18 protein-coding genes are annotated in these 19352 nt (G+C 59.3%); 2 read left to right on the top strand and 16 right to left on the bottom strand.

The genetic code is table 11. The annotated features are described in order from the left end of the window. Nucleotides 1–37 precede the first annotated feature (37 nt). A complete protein-coding gene (gene pgl / locus ACKFRY_RS08100) occupies nt 38–799 on the top strand; it encodes a 6-phosphogluconolactonase (protein ID WP_005324854.1) in 762 nt (253 codons plus the stop codon). Nucleotides 800–944: 145 nt separating this feature from the next. Here pgl and secG read toward each other — a convergent pair whose 3' ends face one another. From secG to gap, 4 genes are all read right to left on the bottom strand, one after another. After that, nucleotides 945–1178, bottom strand: coding sequence for a preprotein translocase subunit SecG (gene secG, locus ACKFRY_RS08095; RefSeq protein WP_005324856.1), 234 nt, complete (start codon nt 1176–1178; stop codon nt 945–947). 184 nt (nt 1179–1362) lie between these two features. Further along, nucleotides 1363–2145 (bottom strand): triose-phosphate isomerase, encoded by a 783-nt coding sequence (gene tpiA, locus ACKFRY_RS08090; protein ID WP_005324858.1) that lies wholly within the window; start codon nt 2143–2145, stop codon nt 1363–1365. Between the two features lie 38 nt (nt 2146–2183). After that, on the bottom strand, nt 2184–3401 hold the full coding sequence (locus ACKFRY_RS08085) for a phosphoglycerate kinase (protein WP_005324861.1): 1218 nt from the start codon (nt 3399–3401) through the stop codon (nt 2184–2186). Between the two features lie 118 nt (nt 3402–3519). Next, nucleotides 3520–4527 (bottom strand): type I glyceraldehyde-3-phosphate dehydrogenase, encoded by a 1008-nt coding sequence (gap, locus tag ACKFRY_RS08080; protein WP_005324862.1) that lies wholly within the window; start codon nt 4525–4527, stop codon nt 3520–3522. A 540-nt stretch (nt 4528–5067) separates the two neighbouring features. Between gap and ACKFRY_RS08075 the strand changes: the two genes are divergently transcribed. Continuing rightward, on the top strand, nt 5068–6714 hold the full coding sequence (locus ACKFRY_RS08075) for an L-lactate permease (protein ID WP_408922634.1): 1647 nt from the start codon (nt 5068–5070) through the stop codon (nt 6712–6714). A 131-nt stretch (nt 6715–6845) separates the two neighbouring features. Here ACKFRY_RS08075 and whiA read toward each other — a convergent pair whose 3' ends face one another. The 12 genes from whiA to fmt all read right to left on the bottom strand — a co-directional run bounded on the left by whiA (nt 6846) and on the right by fmt (nt 19282). Next, entirely contained in the window at nt 6846–7835 is a 990-nt protein-coding gene (gene whiA, locus ACKFRY_RS08070) for a DNA-binding protein WhiA (RefSeq protein ID WP_408922633.1), read from the bottom strand. A gap of 174 nt (nt 7836–8009) precedes the next feature. Then, the gene (yvcK, locus tag ACKFRY_RS08065; protein ID WP_005324869.1) at nt 8010–8993 is read right to left on the bottom strand and encodes a uridine diphosphate-N-acetylglucosamine-binding protein YvcK; all 984 of its coding nucleotides are present in this window, start codon (nt 8991–8993) and stop codon (nt 8010–8012) included. Between the two features lie 23 nt (nt 8994–9016). After that, nucleotides 9017–9898 carry an RNase adapter RapZ gene (gene rapZ / locus ACKFRY_RS08060; RefSeq protein WP_200435698.1) on the bottom strand — a complete coding sequence of 294 codons (882 nt, stop codon included), beginning with the start codon at nt 9896–9898 and terminating at the stop codon, nt 9017–9019. A gap of 40 nt (nt 9899–9938) precedes the next feature. Continuing rightward, nucleotides 9939–12014: an excinuclease ABC subunit UvrC gene (gene uvrC, locus ACKFRY_RS08055; RefSeq protein WP_200435651.1), complete on the bottom strand. Its 2076-nt coding sequence runs from the start codon at nt 12012–12014 to the stop codon at nt 9939–9941. Between the two features lie 3 nt (nt 12015–12017). Further along, entirely contained in the window at nt 12018–12566 is a 549-nt protein-coding gene (locus ACKFRY_RS08050) for a PH domain-containing protein (RefSeq protein ID WP_408922632.1), read from the bottom strand. 75 nt (nt 12567–12641) lie between these two features. Beyond that, entirely contained in the window at nt 12642–13121 is a 480-nt protein-coding gene (gene ribH / locus ACKFRY_RS08045) for a 6,7-dimethyl-8-ribityllumazine synthase (protein WP_408922631.1), read from the bottom strand. A gap of 29 nt (nt 13122–13150) precedes the next feature. Next, entirely contained in the window at nt 13151–14413 is a 1263-nt protein-coding gene (locus ACKFRY_RS08040) for a bifunctional 3,4-dihydroxy-2-butanone-4-phosphate synthase/GTP cyclohydrolase II (RefSeq protein ID WP_408922630.1), read from the bottom strand. Nucleotides 14414–14445: 32 nt separating this feature from the next. Then, nucleotides 14446–15039: a riboflavin synthase gene (locus ACKFRY_RS08035; RefSeq protein WP_408922629.1), complete on the bottom strand. Its 594-nt coding sequence runs from the start codon at nt 15037–15039 to the stop codon at nt 14446–14448. A 35-nt stretch (nt 15040–15074) separates the two neighbouring features. Next, entirely contained in the window at nt 15075–16097 is a 1023-nt protein-coding gene (ribD, locus tag ACKFRY_RS08030; protein WP_408922628.1) for a bifunctional diaminohydroxyphosphoribosylaminopyrimidine deaminase/5-amino-6-(5-phosphoribosylamino)uracil reductase RibD, read from the bottom strand. Next, on the bottom strand, nt 16097–16765 hold the full coding sequence (gene rpe / locus ACKFRY_RS08025; RefSeq protein ID WP_250408511.1) for a ribulose-phosphate 3-epimerase: 669 nt from the start codon (nt 16763–16765) through the stop codon (nt 16097–16099). Before rpe ends, ribD begins: the two co-directional genes overlap by 1 nt. 19 nt (nt 16766–16784) lie before the next feature. After that, nucleotides 16785–18338, bottom strand: coding sequence for an RsmB/NOP family class I SAM-dependent RNA methyltransferase (locus tag ACKFRY_RS08020; protein ID WP_408922627.1), 1554 nt, complete (start codon nt 18336–18338; stop codon nt 16785–16787). Next, nucleotides 18335–19282: a methionyl-tRNA formyltransferase gene (gene fmt / locus ACKFRY_RS08015; protein ID WP_408922626.1), complete on the bottom strand. Its 948-nt coding sequence runs from the start codon at nt 19280–19282 to the stop codon at nt 18335–18337. Before fmt ends, ACKFRY_RS08020 begins: the two co-directional genes overlap by 4 nt. Nucleotides 19283–19352 lie beyond the last annotated feature (70 nt).

Here is a 19352-nt window from a genome sequence, read left to right as displayed (position 1 = left end):
CTTAACTCTGATTCTTTGCAAAGGATAGCGATACCTCATGGTAACTCTTCACCGCGTAAGCGATGTGGATGACCTTATCTCCCAGGCCGCGCTGAAATTCGTGGATACCGTAGCGCGTATCCAGGCCGCCGGTGGCGGGCTCCACCACGATGGGGTCGCGCGAGTTGTCCTAACCGGCGGTGGCGCTGGAATTGGCGTTCTTCACGAGCTAGCTCGTTTGGAGTTCGCGGCACAGCAGCAAGGCGAGAATTTTCCAGCCCAGCGCATCGATTGGTCGCGCGTTCACGTCTTTTTCGGCGACGAGCGTAATGTGCCCGTCTCTGACGCAGATTCTAATGAAGGTCAAGCACGCAGTGCCCTGCTCAATCACGTAGATATTCCGGACCAGAATATTCACGGCTTTGATCTGGGCGCGGTGTCCATGGAAGCCGCAGCGAGTGCGTATGAGCCAGAGCTAAAGGAATTCGCCCCGAACGGATTCGACCTGCATCTGCTGGGCATGGGCGAAGAGGGCCATATCAATTCCTTGTTCCCCCATTCTGAGGCGGTTCGGGAACAAGAAGAGCTAGCTGTTCCCGTCCATGACTCTCCCAAGCCGCCGAGCGAGCGCATTACCCTTACTCTTCCCGCGGTAAACAAGTCTGCTCGTATTTGGCTTCTTGTTGCAGGCGAGGCCAAGGCGGAAGCTGCCAAGCATGTCGTTGAAGGCGCTGAGCCCGAAGAATGGCCGGCTGCAGGCGTGCACGGGAAGGAAGAGACCATCCTCTTCCTTGCCGATGACGCTGCCTCCGAGCTGTAGTCACGTCAGCCTAGTGCGCAGCCGAGCTGAACTTGTGGCTCGGCGCCACGCAAAAAGCGCCGGTACCGCTTCCCCACCCCAGTTCCCACAGGGAACCAGGAAGTTGGAAGCCGATACCGGCGCTTTCGCTATTCCAGCTGGTAGCTTAAGCGAATGCCTGGATGAGGTTGAGGCCTACGATGCACGCAAGCCAGATAATTACCATGACCACGGTGTAACGGTCCAGGTTCTTTTCCACGACGGTCGAGCCGGAAAGGTTAGACTGCACGCCGCCGCCGAAGAGGCTGGACAGGCCGCCACCTTTGCCCTTGTGCAGCAGCACGAAGATGGACATCAAAATAGCTGCGATGACCAAGATGATTTCCAGTGCCAAGACCATGAGGATAATCCTTATTTCTAACGTGCGCCCTGTGGGTAACTCTCGCCACCCGCTAGCGCGGAATCGTACTTTTAGACTTCGCGTACAGCAAAGCAATCACATCGGCCCACTCTACACGATGGCGCGGGCTGGAACCATTCCAACCCGCACCTTAGCGCGAACCTGTGACAGGTGATAACTCCTGTTAGCTCAGGGCATTAGCTGCGTTGGCAGCCAACTTGGCAAACTCCTCGCCAACCAAGGAGGCGCCACCGATGAGGCCGCCGTCGACGTCAGGCTTGCTGACGATCTCTGCAACGGAATCAACCTTGACGGAACCACCGTAGAGAATGCGGATACCTGCAGCAACCTCCTCACCTGCGAGCTCCTTTACGAGCTCACGGATGGCGGCGCAGACTTCCTGGGCATCGTCTGCGGAGGCAACCTTGCCGGTGCCAATAGCCCACACTGGCTCGTAGGCGATAACAGTCTTGGCAAGCTGGTCTGCGCTCAGGCCAGCCAAAGAATTGCGGGTCTGGTTAACCACGTAGTCCACGTGGGTACCGGCCTCGCGTACAGCCAACGGCTCGCCTACACACACGATGGGGCTGATGCCATTGTCCAATGCTGCGGCTGCCTTCTCTGCAACGAGCTTATCGGTCTCGCCGTGGTACTGACGGCGCTCCGAGTGTCCCACGACCACCCAGCTGCAGCCGAGCTTGCTCAGCATCTTGCCAGACACTTCACCAGTGAATGCGCCGGACTCGTGCTTAGAGATGTCCTGCGCACCGTAGGTGACCTGCAGCTTGTCGCCCTCTACCAACGTTTGGATCGTGCGAATATCAGTAAACGGGACCATGTAGGCCACATCGACCTTCTCGTAGTAGTCCTTTGGCAGGGAGAAGGCGAACTTTTGAACGGAGCCGATGGCCTCGACGTGGTCAAGGTTCATCTTCCAGTTACCTGCAATAAGTGGGGTGCGTGCCATGAATTTTTCCTCTCTTTTGGCAAGTTGATCAGGCAGTTTTAGGCTTCCAGGACAGATACGCCCGGAAGCTCCTTGCCCTCGAGGTACTCGAGGGAGGCGCCGCCACCGGTGGAGATGTGGCTGAAGCCGTCCTCGTCCAAGCCAAGCATGCGCACGGAGGCAGCGGAGTCGCCGCCACCGACGACGGAGAAGGAACCGTTGTTTGCGGTGGCGTCGATAATAGCCTGCGCTACCCCAGCAGTGCCCTTGGAGAAAGCTTCCATTTCGAATACGCCCATTGGGCCGTTCCAGAAGACGGTCTTGGAAGAAGCAAGAACTTCTGCAAATTTTTCCACGGACTTTGGCCCAATATCCAGGGACATCCAGCCCTCTGGGATGCTATCGAGCTCGACCACCTGGGTCTCTGCATCCGCCGCGAACTTGCTTGCAGCAATCAGATCAACCGGAAGCACCAGCTTGTCACCAAAGCGCTCGAGCAGGTCCTTGCAGTTTTCGATCTGATCTTCTTGCAGCAGGGACTCTTGCACGTTGTAGCCCTTGGCAGCCAGCAGGGTGTAGCACATGCCGCCACCAATGATGACCTTGTCTGCCTTGCCGGCCAGTGCTTCAATCACGCCGAGCTTATCCGAAACCTTAGCGCCGCCGAGCACAACCACGTACGGGTGCTCCGGCTCCTTAGCTACGGTGGACAAAACCGACAGTTCCTTTTCTACGAGCTTGCCTGCGTAAGCCGGCAGGCGCTTAGCGACGTCATACACAGATGCCTGCGCACGGTGGACAACGCCAAAGCCATCGGAAACAAAAGCGCCGTTATCGGCTGCCAGAGCAACGAGCTCGTCAGCGAACTGGCCGCGCTCAGCCTCGTCCTTGGAGGTCTCACGGGGGTCGAAGCGGACGTTTTCTACCAACATCACGTCGCCATCGTTGAGGCCGTTGGCACGCTCATGCGCGTCTTCTCCGGTGACATCGCCGGCTAGGGCAACGTACTGGCCAAGTGCCTCAGACAGCGCTTCAGCTACTGGCGACAAAGAGAATTTAGCGTTTACCTCACCCTTTGGACGACCCAGGTGTGCGGAAAGAATGACCTTTGCGCCGCCCTCTACCAGTGCCTTGATGGTCGGAAGAGAAGCGTTGATGCGTCCGGGATCGGTAATGTTTCCTTCTTCATCGAGTGGAACATTGAAGTCAGAGCGGACGAGGACGTGGCGGGATTCGACGCCCTCCTTGAGGAGATCGTCAAGAGTCTGGAAAGCCATTATTTACTCCTTAATTAATTCGGACGGGTTAAAAGGCTATAGATATAAGAATACCGGCCGCGACGCAGTGCCGTTGAGACTTGCATCGAGGCCGGATCCTCATTGCTAGAGCTCTAGTTTAGAGCTTGTCTGCCACCAGGTTGGTCAGGCGAACGAGCTGGGAAGTGTAGCCCCACTCGTTGTCGTACCAGCCCAGAACCTTGACCAAGTTGCCGTTGGAAACCTTGGTCATGCCGGAGTCGAAGATGCAGCCGTGCGGGGAGGTAACAATGTCGGTGGAAACCAGCGGATCCTCGGTGTATGCGAGGGTGTCCTTGAGCTCGCCCTCAGCAGCTTCCTTCAGGGCAGCGTTGATTTCCTCAGCAGTGACGTCGCGGGAAGCGGTGAAGGTGAGGTCGGTAGCGGAGCCGGTGATAACCGGGACGCGCATTGCGTAGCCATCCAGCTTGCCGTCCAGCTCAGGCAGAACCAGGGAAACGGCCTTAGCAGCACCAGTGGAGGTAGGCACCATGTTTACTGCAGCGGCACGGGCGCGGCGCGGATCCTTGTGTGGAGCGTCCTGGATGCGCTGGTCGCCGGTGTAAGCGTGAACGGTGGTCATCAGGCCCTTTTCGATGCCGAACTCGTCATTGAGAACCTTTGCCATCGGTGCCAGGCAGTTAGTGGTGCAGGATGCTGCGGAGATGACGTTGTGGTTTGCCGGATCATAGGTGTCAGAGTTGACGCCGTAGACGAAGGTTGCGTCTACTTCCTTACCCGGAGCGGAGATAATGACCTTCTTGGCGCCAGCTTCGAGGTGAGCCTTGGCGTCGTTGCCGTTGGTGAAGCGGCCGGTGGACTCGATGACGAGGTCTACGTTGTACTCGCCCCACTTGAGCTGCTTCGGGTCCTTTTCTGCGGTTACCACGATGCGGTGACCGTTAACGGTGATGGACTCATCGTCGTGGGTAATTTCGCCATCGAAGCGGCCCAGTACGGAGTCGTACTTCAGCAGGTTAGCCAGCGTGCCGTTGTCGGTCAGGTCGTTTACTGCAACAACTTCGAGGTCGTTGTCACCCTGAGCGACTGCACGGAAAAAGTTACGGCCGATGCGGCCAAAGCCATTGATACCTACGCGGATAGTCACTGTATTTCTCCTCAAAGAGTCGAGTAATTGTGTGTACGGGTATGTGCGCGGGTCTTTCGATGAAGTCTGTGTTTGAGAAGCGCCCGAGCGTTTTCCCTTACAGTGCCGATACTACCGAGCGTTTTTTGTCAGCGCAGGCTCCCAGCAGCCTTAAGAACTAGTAGATGACAGACTTTCCAAAAGCGCGTACACTCTTTCCGATCCTTTTTATTTCCCACATATAAACCCGCTGGATAGGCCCGAACCCGTGGGTTTGTGTTGTGTTTACCCCGTAAACGTGAGATATATCACTGCTACACTTCAGGAGTTGCGCCCGCCTCTGCCCGATCGGACATTGAGAAATGCTGCCGCTAACACCTACCAAGACGACCGTATTGTTTCCGTGACACCCACCGCACGATATGCTTTCCTTACTCACTGGCTCACAAAGCGTTTAAGGCAACCCTGCCTGCTCTAGCGCCACCGTTGGTCACCGTGAGAATGCTTCATGTGCCCGTAATCTCCTACGGGCAAGACCACCGTAGAAATCAAGGACTTCTCTTGTTCGAAATAAATACCTCTGCTGTGGGTGACAGCCTCGGGCTTACCGCCCTGGTGGCGATTCTCCCGCTCATTGCATTCTTTATCATGCTGCTAGGCGTAAAGGCACGCGCGCATACTTCTGGCGCCGTTGCCCTGGCAGTATCCCTCATTATTGCCATCGCCGGCTTCTCCATGCCGGTAGATATGGCTTTGTCCTCCGCCGTACGCGGCGGGCTTTTCGGGCTCCTGCCCATTGTCTGGGTCATCATTACCGCAATCTGGTTCTATGAAATCACCGTAGCTTCCGGGCGCTTCGAGGATTTGCGCAAGACCTTCGACCTTTTGGGTGATGGTGATATTCGCATCCAGGCTATCCTCATCGCCTTCTGTTTTGGCGGTTTGTTGGAGGCCCTCGCTGGCTTCGGCGCCCCCGTGGCCATTACCGCGACCATGATCATGGCCCTTGGTGTGAAGCCACTGCGCGCGGCAACAGTAGTTCTGATTGCTAATACCGCTCCGGTTGCTTTTGGCGCGGTTGGCATCCCGGTAACCACTGCGGGCGAGGTTGCCGGTCGCAGCGCCGAGCAGACCCAGGACATTGCAGCACTTATCTCCTTGCAGGTGCTGCTCATCGCCGCTATCGTGCCATTCCTCATCGCCTTTATCTTGGACGGCATCCGCGGTGTCAAGGAAACTGCCCCGGCCGCTGCCGTGATTGGCGTTTCCTTCGCGTTGGCTCAGTGGCTGTCCGCGACCTTCTTTGCGTACCAGCTCACCAACGTCATCGCCTGCATCGTCTCCTTGGGCTGTGCTTTCGCCTTCCTCCGGGTATGGAAGCCGAAGGGCGTCAAGGAGCTGCGCGAGCGCCTCGAGCTGCCTGCCGCCGAGTCCACCACTGACCTCAACGGACGCCGTATCTGGATGGCGCTGCTTCCTTACGCCGTAGTGACCGTTGTCTTTGCCGTGGCAACCGCCGTCCCCGCTATCTTCGGATTCCTCAAGCTCCACTTTGCCTGGCCTTTGCTTGATGACGCGATTGTCGACGCCGACGGCAACCTCATGGATACCAGCTTCAGCTTCAATGTCTTTGGCAACCCAGGTACGCTCCTGCTGCTCTCGGGCATTATCGTTGCGGTTGTCTACCACTTCTTCAATGAAAATGGCCGCTACAGCCTAAGCTTTGGACAGCCGGTAAGCGCCTTTGGGGACGTCGTCAGCCGCATGAAGTTCTCGGCTCTTACCATCATCCTGGTGCTGGCCTTGGCCTATACGATGAACTACTCCGGCCAGACCATTGCTATTGGTGAGTTCGTCTCTTCTGCCGGCAGCATCTTTGCGCTCTTCGCCCCAGTCCTGGGCTGGATTGGTACCGCGGTTACTGGCTCCGATACGTCTGCTAATGCCCTCTTTGCCAACCTGCAGGTTGCAGCGGCAGAGCGAATCAGCGTGAATCCTGACCTCATGCTCGCGGCCAATACCGCAGGCGGCGTTGTGGGCAAGATGATCTCCCCGCAGTCCCTTGCTATTGCGGCTACCGCCGTCAATATGGAGGGCAAGGAATCAGTCATCCTGAAGAACGTAGTGGGCTACTCCGTAGCCTTCCTGGCCTTTGTCTGCGTCATCGTGTTCTTGATGACCAACGTCCTAGGATTCCTCGTGCCCTAGTCTTTAACGCTTCTGGCTAGCCGGTTGCGCACCTGCTAGCCGGGAAGGCACTAAAAATCTCCCCGCAGCTGCGCCTACCGCTTTGGTAGCCGCACTGCGGGGAGTTCTTTTAATGTAGGTGATTCCGAGGGTCAGGATTCGTTGAAGAGGTCATCTGTAATCGCTTGATTGGTATCGGGAATATCAAGCTCTTCGGCTCGTTTATCGGCCATCGACAGCAAGCGGCGAATGCGCCCGGCTACTGCGTCCTTGGTCATGGGAGGCTCGGCCAAGCGGCCTAGCTCTTCGAGCGAAGCCTCGCGGTGCTGAACTCGCAAGCGGCCCGCGTCTGCCAAATGCTCAGGAACATCATCGCCTAAAATCTCCATGGCGCGGTCAACGCGCGCTGCTGCGGTAACCGCAGCGCGAGCAGAGCGCCGAAGGTTGGCGTCATCAAAATTGTCCAAGCGCCGCGACGTATCGTGCGCCTCCCGCTTAACGCGCTTCTTTTCCCAGCTCAATCGAGTCTCCTGAGCACCCATACGCGTAAGAAGCGCCCCGATAGCATCACCATCGCGTACAACGACGCGATCTTCGCCACGAGTCTCCTTCGTCTTCGCAGAGATACCAAGGCGGCGGGCGCAGCCCACCAGTGCCAACGCAGCCTCTTGGCACGGGCAGGTTACTTCCAGCGCGGAAGAGCGGCCTGGCTCCGTGAGGCTGCCATGGGCAAGGAAGGCTCCGCGCCATGCTGCTTCGCTATCGGCTACGGTGCCGGAGATGACCTGCGGCGGCAGACCCACTACTGCATGGCCGGAGCGGGTGATAAGGCCCAGCCGACGGGTCAGCTCTTTCGCGCCGGTGGAGATGCGAACCGTCACGCGAGTCTTCTTAGTGGTTCCTGCCGGGCCGGCGACATGGCTTTCGGCAGTGATGCCATAGAGGTCATCAAGAGCGTTGATGAAGCGCCGTGCAATAGCGTGGCTTTCTAGCTCTAGCTCATAGGACATGCTGTCGCCGGAAATATCTAGCTCGCCGGCGAAGCGCAACATCGCCGCCAGTTCGGCAGCGCGAGCGGACTGGCGTGGCACAACGACAGCCGTCAATTCTTCTTTGACCTGGTCGGTCAATGGTGTGGTCACCTAGTTCGCCCCATTTCTTTTCTCACAGTCACAAAGTACGCATACCGGCCAGAGCCATTGCTCCCAGCCCAGTGCGGTGAAAGGATTTCTGACATCATACCGCGCGCGCCCGGTCGACGCGCAGTCGGTCAAGCGCGATCGGCCGCACGCTAGCCGGAAGAGTAGGCGCCAGTTCTAATCGCGAGCGCTGCGATAGTCCGAATATAGGTCCAGAAGTGCTGTAGACAGCTTTTCAGGGTCATGCTTATTGATGCTGCGACCATTGGCATCAACTTGGCTCACATCCGCGAAGGTAGCGCGAGCGCCTAGGGACTGCGCGGCGCGCTGAATATAGACGCGCTCACTATCGGTGGGTAAAGCCGCCTCGTCCACCAAAATGCGGTCAATCCGCAGATCGGGGGCGTGTTGAGCGAGCACATGCAAGTGGCGCTCCGCGGAGAAACCATTAGTCTCACCGGGCTCGGCCGAAAGGTTCAAAACAACAACGCGCAGCGCATCGGAAGCAGAAATCGCATCCACTACCTCCGGCACGAGAGTATGTGGCAATACCGAACTAAACCACGAGCCTGGACCGATGGTGATGAGATCCGCGCGCTGGATGGCATCGAGCGCATCCGGATTCGCGCTGGGCTGTTCGGGCACGATGCGCACGCGCCGCACCTGGCCCGGCGTGGAAGCGACGGCAACCTGGCCGCGGACTTGGCGCATGACACGGGGGTCGTCGTCAAGCCCGGCTACGTCCGCTTCAATCTCTAGGGCCTGGTTGACTACTGGGAATACCCGCCCCTGGGAATTGGTAAGTTCTGCGATGGTATCCAGGGCAGCTTGATAATCGCCGAGCACATCCGTCAATCCCGCAATCATCAGATTGCCCACCGCATGTCCTGCCATCGCGCCATTGCCACCGAAACGGTGTTGCAAAGTTCGCGCCCACAAGTCCCCCACTGGGTCACTATTAGCCAAGGCAGCCAGCGCCATGCGCAGGTCACCCGGTGGGATGATTTCCAGCTCGCGGCGCAAACGGCCAGAGGAGCCGCCATCATCCGCGACCGTAACAATGGCAGAAATATCGGCCGCCTCGCTAAAGCGTGCGGACAGAAGGGTTTGATAAAGTCCATGGCCGCCGCCAAGGCAGACCATGTGTGAAGGATTGGTCATAAAAGCGTTAAAACTCCTGTGCTCTAACCTCGAGCGATATCCCTATGTAAGGTGCTGACGTCTAAGGTGTCATTGTCCCGCAGGCGCGCCGCAATAGCCTCTGCGACGGCAACGGACCGGTGGTGACCGCCCGTGCAACCGACGCCAAGCGTGATGAAGTTCTTACCCTCATGGCGGTAGCCATCCAGCATGGTGGAAAACATCTGCAAGAAATTGTCTACGAATTCCTGCGCCGCTGGCTGCGAGAGCACATAGTGGGCAACTGGTTCATCCGTACCGCGGTATCCGCGCAGTTCTGGAACCCAATAGGGGTTGGGCAGGAACCGCACGTCTACTACTAAGTCAGCATCGCGGGGCGAGCCATTCTTAAATCCAAAGGATTCCACGGTGACATGCTGCTTTGCATTTTGCATCTCACCAAAGGCGGCCTCAATGGCACGGCGGAGATCATGAATGGATAGGTTGGTCGTATCGATAATGATATCCGCATGGGAACGCACTTCTGCCACTGCCTGGCGCTCGCGTTGGATTCCTACTTTGAGCGTGTCCCCCTCCTGCAAGGGGTGGGTGCGCCGCACCGAATCGAACCGGCGGATGAGTACATCATCGCGAGCATCCAAAAAGAGCACGGTGGGCTTCATATTAAGTTCCGTAAGCTCATCCATAATCTCCAACAGAGACCCTGGGAACATGCGCGAGCGCACATCCGTGACGGCTGCTACCTTGCCCACCGGAGTTTCTTCTTGGTTGCACAGCTTGAGAAGGTCAACAATGGCGCGAGGCGGAATATTGTGGGCCACGTAGTAGCCCTTGTCCTCAAACACTTTGGCAGCGGAACTCAACCCGCCGCCGGACATGCCGGTTATCAAAATGGGTGGAGTTTCGAAATGCGTCATGCTCTTCAGTCTAGCGCTTCAAGATTCGCTGCCTCTAGGAGAATGCCACTTAACTGCCCGCAGAATCATGCAAACTCTCGTACACGGTCTGGGCCAGTTTTGGACCAAAACCGTTGACCTCACAGATCTCATCCACAGTGGCGGCCTTGAGCTTTTTCACCGAACCGAAATGCTTGACCAGATCGGTGCGCCGTTGCGGTCCCAATCCCGGCACGGAATCGAGTACCGAGGAACGCATCCGCTTTGAGCGCTGCTGCCGATGGTAAGTAATAGCGAAGCGGTGGGCTTCATCACGAATTTGCTGCAGGAGGAAGAGCGCTTGCGAGTTACGCGGCAAAATCACCGGCTCATCATCGCCTGGAACCCAAATTTCCTCGAGGCGCTTGGCCAGGCCCACCAGGGTCACATCCACGATGCCCAACTCATCAAATACCTCTTGAGCCGCGGCCACCTGGGGCGCGCCGCCATCCACGATGAAAAGCTGCGGCGGGTACGCAAAGCGACGACCCGCTTCGGCAGATTCTTCCGCCACCTTCTCCTCTGCAAAGGAAGACTCTTCTACTTCCTCATCGGGATGGGCGAGCTTATCTTGCTTATGGCGCTTAAACCGACGGCGCGTGATCTCTGCGATAGAACCGACGTCATCCGACCGGCCATCGCCAGCCGCCTCCTTAATGCGGTAGCGCCTATAGTCCGACTTCTTGGGCAAACCATCTTCAAAGACCACTAGAGAAGCAACCACATCTGTGCCTTGAATGTGCGAGATATCGGTACATTCGATGCGTAATGGGGCTTGTTCCATGCCTAGGGCTTCTTGAATATCCTGCAAGGCCGCCGAGCGTGCGGTGAGGTCTCCTACCCGCTTGAGCTTATGTTGGCGCAATTGCTCCTTGGCGTTTTTCTCCACCGTGGCCATAAGCTGTTTTTTATCGCCGCGCTGAGGAACGCGCAGGTCTACTTGGGCGCCGCGCAGCTCCTCCAGCAGCGCGACGACCTGCTCCGGTTCATCCGGCAGGGCCTGAACCAAAATCTGGCGTGGAATAACCTGCACGCGGCGGGATTTCATGTGCGATTCTTGGTCCACCCCGCGCCGCTTCACGTCCGCGGCGAGCGCAGCATCTTCCCGCGCCTCTTGTTTCTCGCGCTCTACCGCATCGGAATAGAACTGGATGAGGAAATTTTGTACCAACGCGGGCAGCGCGGGATCAGGCTGCCCCTCTTCCAAGGGCTCTGAACTCGCCTGATCGCCGGCGCGTTCGACTACCCAACCGCGCTGACCGCGAATGCGCCCATCGCGAACGTGGAAAATCTGTACCGCTGCCTCAAGTTCATCCGAGTTAAAAGCAATGAGATCAGCATCCGTGCCGTCTGTAAAGACCACGGCTTGCTGTTCCATGATCTTGTCAATAGCGCCCAAGTCATCGCGCAGGCGCGCAGCGCGTTCGAACTCTAGGTTCTCGGCGGCCTGCTCCATGTCCTGGGTGAGTTTGCGGCGCACTGAACCGGTGTTGCCATTCATGAAGGACACGAGATCGTTGACCGTCTCGCGGTGGTCTTCCTTACTTACTCGGCCAATGCAGGGTGCATCGCATTTGCCGATGTACCCCAAAAGGCACGGACGCCCGAGCCGCTCATGCCGGTTATACACGCCCTTCGAGCAGGTGCGCATGGGAAAGACGCGGGTAAGCAGGTCCAAGCTTTCCCGCACGGCCCAGGCATGAGAGTAGGGTCCGAAATAGCGCACACCTTTGCGCCGCGGGCCACGGTAGAAAAAGGCGCGAGGGACCGTCTCCCCGACCGAAACCGCGAGCATTGGATAGGTTTTATCGTCGCGGTACATGACGTTGAAGTGCGGATCAAAGCGCTTGATCCACGTGTACTCCAACTGCAGGGCTTCCACCTCGCTGGCAACTACCGTCCACTCCACCGAGTTGGCGGTGAGCACCATTTGGCGAGTACGCGGGTGCAGTTGCGTGATGTCCTGAAAATAGTTGGACAGCCGAGCGCGCAGGTTCTTGGCTTTACCCACGTAGATAACGCGGCGGTTTTCATCGCGGAACTTATAGACGCCCGGGTCGGTGGGAATGGTTCCAGGAGCCGGGCGGTAGGTAGTGGGGTCAGCCAATGGTTAATCCTGAGGCATGTACTTGGCTTCCACGTCGCGGAAGCGGCGGACGTTGTCGATGACGGTGTCCTTATCGCCAGATTGCAACGCCCAGACGGGGACGAATTCGAATTCGGGCAGCTCAAGGCGTGCCATACGCTGGCCTACCGGGAAGGAAAGTCCGTAGACCACCTGCCACGGATAAAAGCGCGTGCCCACGATATTGCGGACCTCTACCCCATCCTCATTGGCGCGCAAGCGTGGACGGTTAAGAGCGATCCAGGACAGAACGGAAATGAGAACACCGACGCCAGGGAAGGCGAATTTGTCGATGGTAGTCACGTGCGCACCGGTAAAGGACACATCCAAGGTAACTCCCATGAAGATATGGATGGCCATAACGAGGATCACCCAGGCGATAGCCACCTTGCGGAGGAAAGGCGAGGTTGCCGTAAACTCCCATGGCTTAGACGTGGTCTGTGCGAAGGGATCGGCGCTGATATAGGCCAATACTTCGGCGTCGCTAAGCTGGCGGCTGTGCTGCGGATTCTTTGGGGCCTGCGCCTCGTTCATGTGCATACTCCTTTGGGGCGCGCCCCGCCGGCCACCTTAGTGGTCAAGCATCGGGCGCTGACGCATTGCTAGCGGTTACTTCTGTGCTGCGTTTAGTGTACGCAACTGCAGCACGGTATCTAAAGCTGCAATCATAGCTTCGGCGCCCTTGTTTTCTACCGAATCTGCAAAACCAGCGCGGTCGATGGCTTGCTGCTGGTCGTTGACGGTCAGCACGCCGTTAGCTACCGGGGTGGATTCATCGAGTGAGATTCGGGTCAGCGCCTGGGTGACGGAGTCGCATACGTAGTCAAAGTGCGGGGTGCCGCCACGGATAACGCAGCCTATTGCTACCACGGCATCGTAGGAGCGAGCTGCTGCTTGGACCACAACGCCAAGTTCCAAGGCACCTACCACTCGGTATTCGTCGACCTCGGCACCATTATCGGTGGCGGTCTGCACCGCCTGGGCATGGAGCTGATCGCAGATTTCTGCGTTCCATGTAGCGGTAACCACAGCAACGCGCAGTCCACTGCCATCTACCTGGGCAATATCAGGCAGGCCTTCTTTACTCATCGCTATCCTTTCAATCGCACGTCAAAGATTTATTTATGTTCTGCGTCCCACTGGGCAACCTGCGGAAGGTCGTGGCCCATGCGGTCGCGCTTAGTACGCAAGTAGTCAATATTATCCGCGTGTGCTGGGGTGGCCAGCGGCGTGTGGTGGCTGGCATCCACGCCAAATCCGCTCAGCCCTTCGCCCTTATGCGGATTATTGGTTAAAAGGTTCGCGGATTCTATGCCGAGATCGCGAAGGATCTGCCCGGCCACGGAGTACTCGCGGGCGTCCTCGGGAAGCCCCTGTTCCAAGTTGGCATCGACGGTATCCATGCCCGAATCCTGCAGGCGGTAGGCCTCCAACTTATGCAAAAGCCCGATGCCGCGTCCTTCCTGACCACGCAGGTAGATGACCACGCCGCGGCCTTCCTGGCTGATAAGGCGCATGGATTCATGCAGCTGGGGCCCGCAATCGCAGCGCCGTGAACCAAAGGCATCACCGGTTAGGCATTCGGAATGGACGCGCACCATGACGTCGCGCGCGCCGCGCAGCTGGGCGGGATCCCCTGCGACCAATGCAACGTGTTCCTGCCCGTCTACCTCATGGCGGTAACCGATGGCGGTGAAGTGACCGTATTCGGTGGGTAGCTCAGTGGTTACCTGGCGGGTGACCTGCGTTTCATTATGGCGGCGCCACTCGATTAGCTGCGCGATAGAGATCATGGAGAGCCCATGTGTATCGGCAAAGCGGCGCAACTCTGGCGAGCGTGCCATATCCGTGGGGTCATCCTCGGAGACGATCTCGCACAGCACACCGGCCGGGCGCAGGCCCGCCAATCGGGCGAGATCAATGGATGCCTCCGTATGACCGTCCCGCTCCAAAACGCCGCCCGGCCGAGCACACAGCGGCACCACGTGGCCTGGACGGGTGAACTCTCCTGGAGTGGTGCTGGGGTCTGCCAGGCGGCGGATGGTTTCTGCGCGCGAGGTGGCAGAAATACCGGTGCTGCCCGTTGCTGCATCCACGGTCACCGTGTAGGCGGTGCCGCGTACATCTTGGTTGACCGCCAGCATCGGTGGTAGGTTCAACCGGTTGCAATCTTCTGGCAATAAGGGTGCGCAGATATATCCAGAGGAATAGCGCACCATGAAGGCTACGAGTTCCGGGGTGGCTAGCTCCGCGGCGAAAATCAGATCGCCTTCGTTTTCGCGATCCTCATCATCGATGACAACAACCGGCTTACCAGCGGCGATATCCGCGATGGCCTGGTCGATGGAATCTAGACGGATGGAATTATCACTCGCGCTCATAAGGTAGCAGTCTAGTCCTTAGCCCCAGGGGGTTAAGCTTCGGGGTGAAGCATCTTTTCTACATACTTGGCCAGCACATCCACCTCGAGATTTACCTCTCCTCCCACCGGCAAGGCGCCATGAATAGTATCGCGCAAAGTGGTGGGGATAAGGGATACCTCGAACCAGTCTGGGCCCACGGCGCTCACAGTCAGCGAGGTGCCGCTCACGGCAATGGAGCCCTTTTCCACGACGTACCGGGCAAGCTCGGACGGCAAGCTAAACCGCAGCACATCCCAGTTCTCGGAGCTAGTTCGGCTCTGGAGCGTCGCGGTGCCGTCCACGTGTCCTTGCATAATGTGCCCGCCCAGCCGGGTGGTGGGAAGCAGCGCCGGTTCGACATTGACCGGATCGCCCTCGGCAAGGCGCCCCAGGGCGGTGCGGTCAAGGGACTCCTGCATCACATCCGCACAAAAAGTATCCGTCGACAGTTCCGCCACGGTAAGGCATACGCCGTTAATGGCAATGGAATCACCCAGTGCGGCCTCCGCAACGATACGCGGGGCACGAATGCTCAAACGCAGCGCGTCTGCATGCGGTTCCATTGCCTCCACGGTGCCCAACTCTTGTACTAGACCAGTAAACACTTCCAACCTTTCTCGCTCACTACTATGTCCAGCGTCTAGCGCACGTACTCAATAAGAACGTCATCACCCAGCGCCTTCATTCCCACCCGGCGGAAACGGGTGGCTTCTGCCAGCGTCTGGGTCACGGGGTGCGCGAGCACGCCGCAGCCTTCGCCCAGCAAAAGTGGCGCGATATAGGCAGAGATGGCATCCACCAAATCGGCCTTCAGGAAGCTACTGGCTAGGCCTGCGCCTCCTTCCACGAGGACGTCGCGGGCACCGGTGGCGTAGAGCTCGAAGAGCGCCTCTTCGATGCTCTCGTACTGCTCGTACCCTAGCTCGCGCAGGTGGCTTGCTGCATCGCCCGCCGATTCCAAATCACGCTTGCCGATGACCACCCGGCGTGGCTGGTGCGCGCGCAGGCTCCCGTCGTGAAAGCGTGCGGTGAGCGAGGGATTATCAGCCAGCGCAGTGCCGGTACCTACCACGATGGCATCGCGGTGCGCCCTATCGGCATGCACCCAGTCGCGTGCCTCCTCGCCCGTAATCCATTGGCTGGTTCCATCGGCCGCGGCCGTAAAACCGTCCAGCGTTTGCGCGAACTTCAAGGTGACGTGGGGCCGCTGGGTGCGCACGGCGAATAGCCATGGCACCAAAGCATCCTCGGCGTGCGGGGGCTTTTCTAACTTGGCGACGTCCACTCCGGCCTCCGCTAACACTTCTGCTCCACCCGCAGCCTGCGGGGTGGGATCGGCGTGGAGGTAGTACACGCGAGCCACGCCGGCATCGATAAGCGCCTGCGCGCAGGGACCCGTGCGGCCGGTATGCGCACAGGGTTCCAAGGTGACCACGGCCGTGGCGCCGCGCGCCCTATCTCCGGCCTCCTGCAACGCCATGACCTCGGCATGCGCGCCTCCCACGGGCTGGGTGGCGCCGACGCCCACAATTTCCCCAGCTGGCGACACGATGACCGCGCCTACCGGTGGATTAGGGCTCGTGGTTCCACGTACCTCAGCACCCGCGGCCATCGCGCGCAACAGCGCTGCGGAGAGAGTGCTGTTCTGGTTCTCCGCGGCCATCAGGCACCAGCCGCCAGATCACGCAGCTGCTTGACGACGCCGGCGGGATCGTCCGACTTGAATACGGCTGAGCCTGCCACGAAAGCGTCGCAACCCGCCTCGGCGGCTGCCCCGATGGTCTCGGGCGAAATGCCGCCATCGATCTCGATGACGGTTTCAAGGCCCTGCTCATCAATGCTGCGGCGCAGTTTACGGACCTTCTCCAGCATCTCTGGCATGAACTTTTGCCCGCCGAAGCCAGGCTCCACAGACATCACGAGCACCTCATCGAAATGGTGCAGCTTATCCAACCACGGCTCGATGGCGGTGCCTGGCTTGATGGAAAAGGCCGCACACACGCCCAAATCGCGGATGCGCTGGGCCAAGTCCACTGCCGCCTGGTCATCGGCGACGGCCTCCACGTGGAAGATAATCGTATGTGCGCCCGCCTTGGCATAGGTCTCCACCCACTTTTCGGGTTCCTCGATCATGAGGTGGACATCTAGTGGCTTATTGGTGCTGCGATGGACCGTGGCCGTGATATCTGGGCCGAAGGACAGGTTGGGCACAAAGTGCCCATCCATAATGTCCACATGGACCCAGTCTGCGGTATCAATCGCCGCAAGTTCCTCGCCCAAGCGAGAAAAATCGGCGGCCAGAATGGAAGGGGAAATAATCGGTGCGGACATGCCCACCAGTCTATCGCGATTAGTCGGCTGCGCGGCGAAGGGCCGCAAAGAACATGGCGTCGGTACCGTGCCGATGCGGCCACATCTGCACGGATTTCTCATGGCCTACATCGCCCATATCAGGAATGAGAGCATGTGCGTCGAGTTCTGCGGCGCCGAGTTCGCGCACGGCGCGGTCAACGATGCCCCGGGTTTCGCGCAGATCTGGCGAACACGTGGAGTAGATGACCACGCCACCCGGACGCACCAGGTTTAATGCGGAGGACAGGAGCTCGAATTGCAGCTGGTTAAGCTCGGCAATATCGGCCTCCGACTTGCGCCACCGCGCCTCTGGGCGGCGACGGAGCGCGCCAAGGCCGGAACAGGGGGCATCGACAAGCACGCGGTCAAAGTCCTCTCCCACGCCGGGATTGCGGCCATCTGCCACATGGACGTCCACGGGTAAATCGCTGACCGTCTTTTCAATCAGCGCCGCTCGGTGCGGGGATACCTCCACTGCATCAACGTGCGCGGAGTCGATGCGGGCAAGCGCGCCCATGAGGGCCGCCTTTCCGCCGGGACCGGCGCAGAGATCGAGCCACCGGCCGGTGTCCTCTCCCTCGAGGGGCGCCTCGCATACCGCGCGGGCAATCAGCTGCGAGCCCTCGTCCTGCACGGCCGCCAATCCTTGGCGCACGGGTTCCAATTGGCCGGGGTCACCGGATTCCATGTACACCGCATAAGGGGAATAGCGCCCCTCCTCATTGCCGGTCATCAGGGCCAATTCCTCGGCCGAGATTTCCCCGGGGCGCGCCACCAGGTGCACCGAAGGGCGCTCAGAGTCCGCCGCCAGGGCAGCCTCCAACTCCCCTAGGCCCAACACGCGGCTAAACGATTCCGCAATCCAGGTGGGGTGGGCATGCTTAAAGGCGATGCCGGCGATTTCCCCCTGCGGGGCGAGCTTGTCCAGCCAGGTCTTAGCTGGCGTGCGCGTAATGGTGCGCATGATGCCATTAGCAAAGCCCTTGGCCTTGACTTCACCGGCGGCTTCTACCAAACGAACGGTGGTATCAACCGCCGCGTGTGGCTCCACGCGGGTATAGAGAACTTGATAGGTGCCCAGGCGCAAGGCATCAACCACGGCGGGGGAAATGTCCTCGAGGCCGCGCGAAGAGCACTCCGCGATGACGGCATCAACTACGCCAAGGGTGCGCAGCGTGCCATAGGTGATTTCGGTGGCGAAGGCGGCGTCGCGCCCCTTGAGCTTTTGCTTGCGCAGTGCCTTGGGCAAAATGAGGTTAGCGAAGGCATCATCCTCGCTTACCCTGCGCACCACGTCGAAGGCGACCGCACGCGGCGCATCCACGCCCGCGGCCAGCGCGGCCTGAATCAATCCGCCTTCCTGGCGCTTGCCGGGACGTTGGCCCTTAGCAGCAGCCTGCCTGCCCCTGTGCTGCCCACCGCGGCTGCCACGCTGCTGCCGTTGCGGGCGGCCACCGCGGTCCTTCGCGCCAGTGGATTTGTGGGAGTCCTGCGGTTTGCCCGCCGGCGACTTATCCCCGGACTTGCTGCGGGAACGGAAACCACCACTCATTGAAACTTCACCTCGGCATCCTTGCCTAGTCCGCGGGCCCAATCGGCCGCATTCATCATCTTCTTTCCCGGAGCCTGGATTTTACCCAGCTGGACTGGCTGCGTACCGGTACCGACGAATACGGCGTTCTTGGCAATGTGCAGCTGCCCTGGTTCTAGTTCCTGTGGAACCGCCACTTCTTCTATGAGGCTGACCGGTCCAATCTTCACGCGGGCCTCGCCCCACATGGTCCATGCACCCGGCCCAGGCGTGTGTGCGCGAATGTGCCGATCGATGGCAAAGGCCGGTTGGGTCCACTCCACGCGGGCCTGCGCGGTAGAGATTTTCGGCGCATAGGTAGCCTCCCCCTGCTGCGGCTGTGCCTCCAGCTGCCCCGCCGCTAAGCCATCCATGGTGGCCACGAGCAGGTCGCCACCGGAATAGGCCAGGCGCGTCAACAGGTCATCGGCAGTATCGGTGCCTTTAATCTCCTCCGTCACGGTGCCGAGCACCGGGCCCGTATCCAGGCCCTCTTCGATGCGGAAGGTTGATGCGCCGGTAACGTCATCGCCTGCGGCGATGGCAGCCTGCACTGGTGCCGCGCCGCGCCATGCCGGAAGCAAGGAAAAGTGCAGGTTTACCCAGCCATGCTGTGGTAGTTCCAGCAAGTCCTTAGTCACCAGATTGCCGTAGGCCACCACCGGAATCACTTCTGGTTGCAATTCCTTTAAGCGGGAGCGCAGCGCCTGACCGTCCTCCGAGTCAGGGCGCAGGGTGGTCGGGGTCAATACTTCGATGCCGTGTTCTTGGGCGAGCGCCTTCACTGGGCTCGGGTGAAGAGTGCGGCCGCGGCCCTTCTTCGCGTCTGGGCGAGTGACTACCGCCACCACCTCGTGCGACGAGGCAAGCAGCTTTTCCAAGGCCACAACGGCTGGCTCAGGGGTACCGGCAAAAATGATCCGCATGCGGGGAAACTCTCCTCTTAATATCGTTCAAAATACTAGGCTACAACGCCGCAACGCTGCCGCCACAGCG

Source organism: Corynebacterium tuberculostearicum (assembly GCF_046097255.1).
GTDB classification, from domain to species: domain Bacteria; phylum Actinomycetota; class Actinomycetes; order Mycobacteriales; family Mycobacteriaceae; genus Corynebacterium; species Corynebacterium tuberculostearicum_J.
This window is presented reverse-complemented; position numbering and strand designations above follow the sequence as displayed.

Bases quoted from the DNA above. Each gene is read 5' to 3' on its own strand.
- pgl (WP_005324854.1), top strand. From the start codon at position 38: ATGGTAACTCTTCACCGCGTAAGCGATGTGGATGACCTTATCTCCCAG.
- secG (WP_005324856.1), bottom strand. From the start codon at position 1,178: ATGGTCTTGGCACTGGAAATCATCTTGGTCATCGCAGCTATTTTGATG.
- tpiA (WP_005324858.1), bottom strand. From the start codon at position 2,145: ATGGCACGCACCCCACTTATTGCAGGTAACTGGAAGATGAACCTTGAC.
- ACKFRY_RS08085 (WP_005324861.1), bottom strand. From the start codon at position 3,401: ATGGCTTTCCAGACTCTTGACGATCTCCTCAAGGAGGGCGTCGAATCC.
- yvcK (WP_005324869.1), bottom strand. From the start codon at position 8,993: ATGACCAATCCTTCACACATGGTCTGCCTTGGCGGCGGCCATGGACTT.
- ACKFRY_RS08050 (WP_408922632.1), bottom strand. From the start codon at position 12,566: ATGAACGAGGCGCAGGCCCCAAAGAATCCGCAGCACAGCCGCCAGCTT.
- ribH (WP_408922631.1), bottom strand. From the start codon at position 13,121: ATGAGTAAAGAAGGCCTGCCTGATATTGCCCAGGTAGATGGCAGTGGA.
- ACKFRY_RS08040 (WP_408922630.1), bottom strand. From the start codon at position 14,413: ATGAGCGCGAGTGATAATTCCATCCGTCTAGATTCCATCGACCAGGCC.
- ribD (WP_408922628.1), bottom strand. From the start codon at position 16,097: ATGGCCGCGGAGAACCAGAACAGCACTCTCTCCGCAGCGCTGTTGCGC.
- rpe (WP_250408511.1), bottom strand. From the start codon at position 16,765: ATGTCCGCACCGATTATTTCCCCTTCCATTCTGGCCGCCGATTTTTCT.
- ACKFRY_RS08020 (WP_408922627.1), bottom strand. From the start codon at position 18,338: ATGAGTGGTGGTTTCCGTTCCCGCAGCAAGTCCGGGGATAAGTCGCCG.
- fmt (WP_408922626.1), bottom strand. From the start codon at position 19,282: ATGCGGATCATTTTTGCCGGTACCCCTGAGCCAGCCGTTGTGGCCTTG.